The 7,230-nt window shown below is 36.7% G+C and carries 6 protein-coding genes, 4 tRNA genes and 1 rRNA gene; all 11 read left to right on the top strand.

The window, feature by feature from the left end; genetic code table 11:
* The first annotated feature begins 16 nt into the window (after window positions 1-16).
* Window positions 17-90: transfer RNA gene (locus BLV86_RS16780), tRNA-Asp, on the top strand.
* 38 nt (window positions 91-128) lie between these two features.
* A tRNA-Tyr gene (locus tag BLV86_RS16775) sits at window positions 129-210 on the top strand.
* Window positions 211-255: 45 nt separating this feature from the next.
* Window positions 256-328, top strand: a tRNA-Val gene (locus BLV86_RS16770).
* A 76-nt stretch (window positions 329-404) separates the two neighbouring features.
* A tRNA-Met gene (locus tag BLV86_RS16765) sits at window positions 405-478 on the top strand.
* Between the two features lie 130 nt (window positions 479-608).
* Window positions 609-1,679, top strand: a complete 1,071-nt coding sequence (locus BLV86_RS16760) for a 6-phosphofructokinase (RefSeq protein ID WP_090819865.1) — start codon at window positions 609-611, stop codon at window positions 1,677-1,679.
* Window positions 1,680-1,720: 41 nt separating this feature from the next.
* The gene (dnaX, locus tag BLV86_RS16755) at window positions 1,721-3,319 is read left to right on the top strand and encodes a DNA polymerase III subunit gamma/tau (RefSeq protein ID WP_090819862.1); all 1,599 of its coding nucleotides are present in this window, start codon (window positions 1,721-1,723) and stop codon (window positions 3,317-3,319) included.
* 11 nt (window positions 3,320-3,330) lie between these two features.
* Window positions 3,331-3,666 carry a YbaB/EbfC family nucleoid-associated protein gene (locus BLV86_RS16750; protein WP_031555648.1) on the top strand — a complete coding sequence of 112 codons (336 nt, stop codon included), beginning with the start codon at window positions 3,331-3,333 and terminating at the stop codon, window positions 3,664-3,666.
* The gene (gene recR / locus BLV86_RS16745) at window positions 3,666-4,262 is read left to right on the top strand and encodes a recombination mediator RecR (RefSeq protein WP_031555652.1); all 597 of its coding nucleotides are present in this window, start codon (window positions 3,666-3,668) and stop codon (window positions 4,260-4,262) included. The genes BLV86_RS16750 and recR overlap by 1 nt, the downstream gene beginning before the upstream one ends.
* 30 nt (window positions 4,263-4,292) lie before the next feature.
* Window positions 4,293-5,978, top strand: a complete 1,686-nt coding sequence (locus tag BLV86_RS16740; RefSeq protein WP_090819859.1) for a tetratricopeptide repeat protein — start codon at window positions 4,293-4,295, stop codon at window positions 5,976-5,978.
* A 4-nt stretch (window positions 5,979-5,982) separates the two neighbouring features.
* Window positions 5,983-6,723 (top strand): CvpA family protein, encoded by a 741-nt coding sequence (locus BLV86_RS16735; RefSeq protein ID WP_090819856.1) that lies wholly within the window; start codon window positions 5,983-5,985, stop codon window positions 6,721-6,723.
* Window positions 6,724-7,009: 286 nt separating this feature from the next.
* Window positions 7,010-7,230, top strand: a 16S ribosomal RNA gene (locus BLV86_RS16730); the annotation flags it as partial.

The raw sequence follows: 7,230 nt of genomic DNA, 5'->3' as shown, positions 1-7,230 counted from the left end.
AATCTCAAAGTAGTAAGGCCCGGTGGCTCAGTCGGTTAGAGCGCCGCCCTGTCACGGCGGAGGTCGTCGGTTCGATTCCGTCCCGGGTCGCTAATGATTTATTGATCATTTAAAATTCAATATTTTATGGATGGGTTCCCGAGTGGCCAAAGGGGGCAGACTGTAAATCTGTTGTCAGTGACTTCGGTGGTTCGAATCCACCCCCATCCATTTGAAACTCGATATGAGTTTCACAGTTGTTATTTTCAACTGAATGGGGTCTTAGCTCAGCTGGGAGAGCATCTGCCTTACAAGCAGGGGGTCACAGGTTCGAGCCCTGTAGGCCCCATTAATTCTGTTCAAGATTTGGTTCAGTAGAATTCAAAGGATTCTTTAACAGAATTGAAAATAACAAATATTAATATCGCGGGATGGAGCAGTCTGGTAGCTCGTCGGGCTCATAACCCGAAGGTCGTTGGTTCAAATCCTTCTCCCGCAAGTCTCAGAGATCACCCTTTGGTGGTCTCTTATTTTGTTGAAAAACATATGTTATACTTGTATAATTTATGAAGGAATTTTCTTGACTTTTATAATATACATTGATCTATTGTCAGAAAGGAGAAGTTAGAATGCGAGTTGGAATGCTTACAAGTGGTGGTGATTGTCAGGCGCTTAATGCAACCATGAGAGGTGTTGGTAAAGCACTGTTTAATTTGTTCGATGATCTTGAAATATATGGTTTTGAAAGCGGATATCATGGAATTATTTACTCGGAATATCATAAAATGGAACGTTCTGATTTTTCAGGTATTCTAAATATTGGTGGAACAATTCTGGGGACATCAAGAACTCCTTTTAAAACGATTAATGAACCCGATGAAAATGGTCTTGATAAAGTTGAAGCCATGAAACATACCTATAAACAGCTTAGGCTTGACTGTCTGGTTGTTTTAGGAGGTAATGGTTCTTTAAAAACTGCAAATCTTCTTTCCCAAAGTGGACTTAATGTTGTAGCATGTCCAAAAACCATTGATAATGATCTCTGGGGAACCGATATGACATTTGGTTTTCATTCTGCTGTTAATATTGCTACAGAAGCGATTGATTGTATACATACTACAGCAGCATCCCATAAAAGAGTTTTTATTGTAGAAATAATGGGTCATAAAGTAGGACTTATGACATTATATGCTGGTTTAGCCGGAGGAGCTGATATAATACTCATTCCTGAAATACCATATCATATAGATGCTGTATGTAATAAGATTCTCGAAAGGTATAAATACGGATCCAAGTTTTCAATTATAGCCGTAGCAGAGGGCGCCATTTCTTATGAAGATTCTTTGAAGTCGAAGAAGGATTATAAGAAAAAGCTGGCTGAAAGAAAGTACCCTTCTGTTTCCTATGAGCTTGCAGATGAAGTATTTAACAGAACAGGAATAGAGGTAAGAGTTACTGTTCCCGGTCATACTCAAAGAGGCGGAGCACCTGTTCCTTATGACAGAGTACTGGCAACAAGATTTGGTATTGAAGCTGCGCAATTAATTAAAAAACAGGACTTTGGTAATATGGTTGCATTGGTTAAAAATGATATTGTTAAAGTTCCTTTAAAAGATATCGCCGGTAAATTAAAATATGTCGATCCCGATTCCCAGATAGTAAAGGAAGCTAAACTTCTTGGAATTTCATTTGGAGACTGAAAAGGTTTTCAAAATATAAATGTTTTAAATGAGGATTTTAATTGAGTTACACTGCATTATACAGAAAATGGAGATCTCAAACATTTGATGAGATAAAAGGACAGGATCCTATAATAGAATCATTTAAAAATCAGATAAAGACCGGGCGTATAGGTCATGCATATTTGTTCTGCGGAACCAGAGGAACAGGAAAAACATCTGTTGCAAAGATTCTCGCCAGAGCCGTAAATTGTGAAAACCCTGATAACGGTAATCCTTGTAATAAGTGTGCATCGTGCAGATCTGTTTTGAATGATTCAAGCATGAATGTTATTGAAATGGATGCTGCGTCAAACAATAGTGTTGAAGACATACGACAGATACGAGATCAGGTTCAGTATCCTCCGGTGGACGCAAGATTTAAAGTATATATCATTGATGAGGTTCACATGCTTAGTCAGGCTGCGTTTAATGCTTTCCTAAAGACTTTGGAAGAACCTCCCGAATATGTGATATTTGTTTTGGCAACAACTGAGCCAAACAAACTGCCGATAACAATTCTTTCCAGATGTCAAAGGTATGATTTTCGTCGGATATCTACGGAAACGATAACTGAAAGACTACATGAAATAGCTTCAAGTGAGGGTATAGCTGTTGATGATGAAGCATTACACTATATAGCAAGAGTGGGAGACGGATCCATGAGAGATTCCGTATCACTACTGGATCAATGTTCTGCCTTTCAATTTGATCATAAAATTGAGTATGAAGATGCATTAAACATATTGGGAGCTGTTGATACATCTGTTTTTTCTGATATGATATGTGCGTTGAATAAAAAAGATATCAGAGACATCCTGAATATCATATCAGAAGTTATTGAACAGGGCAGAGAGATAGGACAATTTATAAATGATCTGATCATGTATATAAGAAACCTGCTCCTGGCTAAGAGTGTTGATAACTTAAATGGTCTTGTGGATATGTCCAACGAGAACCTGCTAAAGCTGAAGGATGACTCAAAGCTGTTTTCTGTAGATGAATTATTACGCTTCGTTAGGATGCTGAGTGAATTAAGCAACCAAATGAGATATTCTGTATCCAAAAGGATACTATTGGAAACAACTTTGATGAAAATGGCCTACCCGGAAACAGATACATCGTTGGAAGGCTTAAATGCAAAACTTAGTGAAATAAAAAGAAATATCGCAAATATCAATATTGATTCTATCAAAAATGGGAATCTGACTGAAACCTTGGGTAAAGCAAAAGACTTTGTTCCAAAAGAAATAAAATCCGATTCTCCCAAAAAGGTAGCATTACCGAAAGCTCAGTATGAAGATCTTCAACTGCTGAAAAAGGAATGGAGAAATATTTGCATAGCTGTTCCTTCTTCAGTTGTTTCTGTGGCTTTGAAAGATTCATATGTAAAACCTAACAGGGAACATGACGGAATGATAATAGTAACAAAGAGCAAAGCCTGTTATAAAATCATTTCTGAAAATGAATCTAAGGATATGTTATGTAAGGTTGTTGAAGACAGATATAATAAATCTATCAAATTTTCTACTGAGTTATCTGAAGAAAAAGAAAATTCAACAATATATGTAACTGATGATGATCTGAGTAAGATTAATATTAATATTGAAACAGAAGGATGAGAGGTATATAAATGGCTAAACATGGCGGATTTCCCGGAGGAATGCCGGGAATGAATATGAATAATATTATGAAACAGTATCAGCGTATGCAGAGAAAACTCGAAGAGGCTCAGGAGGAGTTGGCTAAGAAAGAGTATATCGGCCAGGCTGGTGGCGGAGCTGTGAAAATTACAGTTACCGGTGAGAAAAAGGTGATAAAAGTTGATATTGATAAAGATGCTGTAGATCCAGAAGATGTAGAAACACTTGAAGATATGATCCTTGCTGCGGTAAATCAGGCTATCGGTTCAGCAGAGGAGGATTCACAGTCAGAAATGGGTAAGCTTACCGGAGGACTTGGGTTCTGATGGAATATTTTTCAAAAGATATTTCAAAACTTATAGGTGAGCTTTCGCATCTTCCCGGTGTTGGGCAGAAAAGTGCGCAAAGACTTGCATTTCATATTATTAATGCACCAAAGGAACAGGCTGAGCAGCTTGCAGATGCTATTTTATCGGCTCGAAAAAATGTCAGATATTGCAAGATTTGTTATACTTTAACAGATTCCGATACATGTCCTATATGTGCATCTGAAAACCGTAATCATAAGCAGATAATGGTTGTGGAAAACAGCAGAGATATGTCTGCCTATGAACGTACCGGTAAGTACAGTGGAGTATATCATGTATTACATGGAGCCATTTCACCTATGCTTGGTGTCGGACCTGATGATATAAAGCTAAAAGAATTAATAACCAGATTGAAGGATGATATAGAAGAAGTTATTATAGCTACTAATTCTTCATTAGAGGGTGAAACAACAGCAACCTATATTACAAAACTGATAAAACCTATGGGAATAAAGGTCTCAAGAATAGCATCAGGGGTACCGGTTGGTGGAGATATAGAGAATATTGATGGTATAACCTTACTAAGAGCTTTGGATGGAAGGGTTATTTTATAAATATTAACTGCTAAGGAGTATGATTGTTTAATGGATAAGTACGAATTTAACATTAAAGCTGAGCAAATGCGAAAAATGGCAGAGCAGGGCGATTATAAAACAGCCATGCAGATTGCCGATACAATAGATTGGAGACGAGTAAGAAACGCCAATCTTCTTTCTTCGGTAGCAGAAATTTATGAACATAACAAAGAGTATGAGGAAGCCAAAGATATTCTGATACTGGCATTTGAAAGAGCTCCCGTAGGCAAGAGATTTCTGTTTAAGTTATCAGAGATTTCTGTTGAGGCAGGAGACATTCAGGAGGCTCAGGAATTCTATAGAGAATTCTGTGAAATGAGTCCGGATGATTCAAGACAATATTTGTTAAGATATAAGATATTAAAAGCTAAAGGCGCATCAAATGAACAACTTATAGCGCCTTTGGAAGAGTATACATCAGTCGATGTAGATGAAAAATGGCTTTATGAGCTGGCAAAATTGTATTCTGATGTCGGATACGAAGATGAATGTGTAAAGACCTGCGATAAAATCATGCTTTTGTTTGGACTTGGCCAGTATGTTGATAAAGCCATGGAATTAAAACAAAGGTACAGAGAATTATCAAAACAGCAGCTGGATCTTATTGAGAACAGAAGTCTTTACGAGGACAAACTTAAACAGGCATCAGAACAATTTGAAGAGTTAAATGAAAAACCTTCTGAAATCAATATAACCAATATCAGGAATCATGATAATGCTTCTGTCAGGCAGGAAGAAACCGAAAATAATTCTGTGGCTGAAGACAGCTATGATGATAACGAAAATACTGAAGAAACCGAAAACACAAATTCTGAAGAAACGGTTAGCAAAGATTCCGGCAGCGGTAAATCTAATGAGAATAAGGTAAAAGAAAATCTCAATAATTACCATATGATCATTGAAGCAAAATCCAAGGAAGACGGATTTAAGATTGCAGTAGATGAAATTAAGTATTTTCATGACAAGTATGGTTACGATTTCAAGGTTGCCAAGACAAATTCCGAGAAATTGAATGAAAAGGGATTCGAAGCATTTAAATCCAAGATCGAAGGAAAAGATCTTATCATAGAGGATGCCGGATCTTTAACTTATAAAGTTGTTGATGAGATCGCAGATTATATTGATGAACTTGAAGATCCAAGTTCCATCATTTTAGTGGATGTTGTAGACAGATTTGACAGAATGGCTGAAGACAGGCCGTTATTTATAAAAAAGTTTGATCTGGTTTCTGATATAGAAGACGATCTTGTGGAAGATGTTCAGATAAATCAGGCAGAAATTCCGGCTGTTAAGGATGAAAAAGAAAACATAATAAATTATGATAAACCAAAGACAGTGGGTAAAGCCGAGAATGCAGCTATATCAAAGCCTAAGCAAAATGATGTGGATAATGCATTACCATCAGACTTTTATAAAGAAATGGATATTGATGATTTTGCAACTTATGCACAGAACTATGCAAAGAGTATAGACTGCGTATTACCGGGAAAGACTGTGCTGGCATTATATGAAAGAATTGAAATAATGCAGGAGGACGGCATCGCATTAAATAAAGCAAGTGCAGAAGATCTTATTGAAGAAGCTGCAGATAAGGCGGAAAAATCAGGATTTGGTAAAAAACTTGCCGGAGTATTTCATCCAAAATATGATAAGGATGACAGGCTGATTTTACGTGAAGATTGCTTTGTAAGCTGAGTATATGACAGTAGCATTAGAAGTAATTAAAAATGACTGGGTTCAGATAAGCGTGATTACCTTTATGGTAGTCATGCTTATTTCAGGTTACTGTAAAGGTTTGGTAAAGATGTCATCTAACCTGGTTACGCTGATTATGTCAATAGTGATAACCAGGATGGCAAAACCACATTTTCAGGAATGGTTAAAAAATAACGAAGCGGTGAGATCATTTGTAAGTAATAAAGTGGAGTTTCTGGTTACGGAATATATAGAATCAACAGTCAAAAACAGCACACAAATACAAAATGAAAGCTTATCGGATAATAATATAGTTAATGCCATAATAAAAAACACCCTCGAGAATAGCGATGGCGACATAAGTGAACTACTTGGGATAGATAAAATAGCAAATATAATAACTGAAAAAATTTCAGACTTTGTTTTATCAATTATTACTTTCTTAGTCTTGATGATTGTAATAACGATTATAATGAAGCTGATTTTTTACATACTGGATAAAATAGTGGCATTACCGGTATTATCCGTTATCAACAGAGTTTCCGGTGCCATACTTGGACTAATAGAATCAATATTGTATATATGGATAATCTTTATAGTGTTGAGCCTGTTTCCAAAGAATGAATTCATAAATGATATTATGGAACAGATAAACAGAAAAGGAACATGGATTTATTTTTTGAAAGAATCCAATCTATTTATAAAAGTTTTTGAATTAATAATAATGTCAGGCTTAAAAAAATAAAAATTTTTCAAAAACCATTTGACAACACCATTAAGAGCTGATATATTAAACGAGCTGTCGCAATAAAACAGCAACAGAACCTTGAAAATCAAAGATCGATTAATACACAGACCCTGAAGATTCTATATGAAGATTCAGAAGCGGAGGATCTTTAAAGATCTGAAGCGAGACCAAAAAGGTCTAAAGCGAAAATACAATCGCAGTAAAGAAAACGGACAGAACAAATAAAGCCAAGCTTTTAGTTCTGAACGGGAAGAACTTAAAAGAGAGAAATCTCTTTCGTATTTAATATGAGAGTTCGATCCTGGCTCAGGATGAACGCTGGCGGCGTGCCTAACACATGCAAGTCGAACGAGCGAGAGATGAAACCTAGTGATTCTCAAGCGAGTGGCGGACGGGTGAGTAACGCGTGGGTAACCTGCCTTACAGAGGGGGATAACAGTCTGAAAAGACTGCTAATACCGCATAAGCACACAGTACCGCATGGTACAGGGTGAAAAGATTTAT

The sequence above is a fragment of the Oribacterium sp. KHPX15 genome (assembly GCF_900107835.1).
Taxonomy (GTDB): Bacteria; Bacillota; Clostridia; order Lachnospirales; family Lachnospiraceae; genus Oribacterium.
Note: the sequence above shows the minus strand (reverse complement) of the source record. Positions and strands in the feature narration are given on the sequence as shown.

What these genes read in the sequence shown, in the direction of transcription:
- BLV86_RS16750 (WP_031555648.1), top strand. Translation starts at nt 3,331, where the DNA reads ATGGCTAAACATGGCGGATTTCCCGGAGGAATGCCGGGAATGAATATG.
- BLV86_RS16760 (WP_090819865.1), top strand. Translation starts at nt 609, where the DNA reads ATGCGAGTTGGAATGCTTACAAGTGGTGGTGATTGTCAGGCGCTTAAT.
- BLV86_RS16740 (WP_090819859.1), top strand. Translation starts at nt 4,293, where the DNA reads ATGGATAAGTACGAATTTAACATTAAAGCTGAGCAAATGCGAAAAATG.
- BLV86_RS16735 (WP_090819856.1), top strand. Translation starts at nt 5,983, where the DNA reads ATGACAGTAGCATTAGAAGTAATTAAAAATGACTGGGTTCAGATAAGC.
- recR (WP_031555652.1), top strand. Translation starts at nt 3,666, where the DNA reads ATGGAATATTTTTCAAAAGATATTTCAAAACTTATAGGTGAGCTTTCG.